The organism is Victivallis lenta (assembly GCF_009695545.1).
In the GTDB taxonomy this organism is placed as follows: Bacteria; Verrucomicrobiota; Lentisphaeria; order Victivallales; family Victivallaceae; genus Victivallis; species Victivallis lenta.
Map to the genome: position 1 here is coordinate 1 of NZ_VUNS01000071.1, position 1,908 is coordinate 1,908.

Annotated in this window: 1 protein-coding gene; it reads left to right on the plus strand. The window is 48.0% G+C overall.

Annotation, left to right across the window (positions count from 1 at the left end):
- Positions 1-387: 387 nt before the first annotated feature.
- Positions 388-1,869 (plus strand): hypothetical protein, encoded by a 1,482-nt coding sequence (locus tag FYJ85_RS22825; RefSeq protein ID WP_154420986.1) that lies wholly within the window; start codon positions 388-390, stop codon positions 1,867-1,869.
- Positions 1,870-1,908: the final 39 nt, after the last annotated feature.

Sequence of the window (1,908 nt, forward strand, 5' to 3'; positions counted from 1 at the left end):
CGCTTTTTAGGACAGCTGATTTACAACAAAGGGGGGCTACTTTTGAGAATTGGTGTGAAATAGATGAAAATGAGGGGGCGTAATCAGAAAATTACGCCATTTTGAAAATTGTTAGGACAGGTGTGTAAATGGGTGATAATGTCCCGAATTTTGTGACGGGAAGAGTGGTTTGACAAAGGTGCATCTGCCCTTTATTTGAGTTTGCTCAAAATCCAACATAAAGGAAACGTAGATGCAAGGTAAAATTAGCATGGACTTATTAAACGGTTTGCTAACGCCGGAGCTTGGGAGGACTACTGGCAAAAACGTATGGAAATTATCGGCAACGTCGTTATCGGCATCGGAAATTACAGATGTGTTTCACAAAATTTGGGACAATAATATAAAATGAAAATCAGTTGGGGAATTGTATTTTTTTTCTGCCTGCTTTGTGGGCTTCATGCGGCGGAAAGCGCGGCATTGAAGACCCGAATCATTGATCTGCGCGGAATTATGAACACCAGTTACCGGGACGATCTCCCGGGGGACTTTCAGAATTGGACTGATCAGGGCCCCGGTAATGATTTACGAAATCTGAAGCCGGGACTGCTTCGACTGCCGGAGGTGACGTTTCAAGTTGTCGATCCTCGCACGAACCGGAACCGGTCAGTCATCATGCCGAGCAGCTATTTTTGTCATTTCTATCCGGAAGTGGAATTTACTTTGCCACTGAGGAAAAATCTGGTCATGCGGACGCTTTTCCTCCTGCATTGCGGTGCTTGGGTTCCCGGCAGGAACGCGGTGGTTGGCAATCTTTACGTTGATTACGCCGACGGTTCGACGGATCATTTTCCGATTCGGGCGGAAGTTGAACTGGCGGACTGGCACTCGCCAAAGAACTGGGCGAACGCACGCCTTGCGTGGAGCGGGAAAACCGCTGACTTTACGGACTGCGGCTTGTTTTATTCCGCACTGCCGATTCAGAACAAGCCGGTCAAGGCATTGCGCTTCGCTAAAGGCTCGGCTGGTACTTGGGCCGTATTTGCGGCTTCCTATACCGAACAGGAGTATTGTTTTCCGGAAATAAAACCCTTTATCGCCATAGAGAATGACGAATGGAAGGACTTTGAAACTTCACGCGAAGTCGTGGAAGGCTCCATTCTTGATTTTTCGTTTCTCAATCACAAACCCGCCGGGAAATACGGTTTTCTGAAGAATGTCAATGGGGAATTGGTGCCGGAGCAAAGTGAAGAACCCATCCGGTTCTACGGTACGAACATCTGCTTGCATGCGTTGTTCATGAGCCATGAGCAGGCGGATCTTCTGGCGAAGCGTCTTGCTGCCCTCGGTTACAATTCCGTGCGTATCCACCATTATGACGGTCTGATTGTCGACGCGGATCAGGATGGGAACTTCAAAATCAACGAAGAGAAACTGGATCAACTGAACTACCTGATCGCCGCCCTCAAGAAACAGGGGATCTATCTGATTACCGATCTTTATAACAGCCGGAAACCGGTTAAGGCGAAATTCCAGAAGAGCTGTCCGGAAATAGAGGGGGATAGAGATTACAAATGTGCCGCGATTTTTTTCCCGGAAGTTCGGGAGGATCTGAAAGAGTTCGCTCGGCTGGTCTGGGGACGCGTGAATCCTTATACCGGGCTCACTTGGGCACAGGATCCGGCGTTTCTGGCATTCGGCGTGATCAATGAAGATACCTTGATCCTCAACATTGAACAGATCGGTCTCTGTGGCGATTCCCTGAAAAAGCGGTTCTACCGGGATTTCGAAGCCTACTGTAATCCTGAATCCGTGAAATTTTGTCCATGTGTTTTTCATGCGGATTCAAACGTTGTTTTTTGCCGGATTTTCCGGCGTTTTCTGTTCTGATTTTTGTCTCGGCTTCCGTCAACTTTCGTTATTCATCGA

Bases quoted from the DNA above. Each gene is read 5' to 3' on its own strand.
- FYJ85_RS22825 (WP_154420986.1), top strand. From the start codon at position 388: ATGAAAATCAGTTGGGGAATTGTATTTTTTTTCTGCCTGCTTTGTGGG.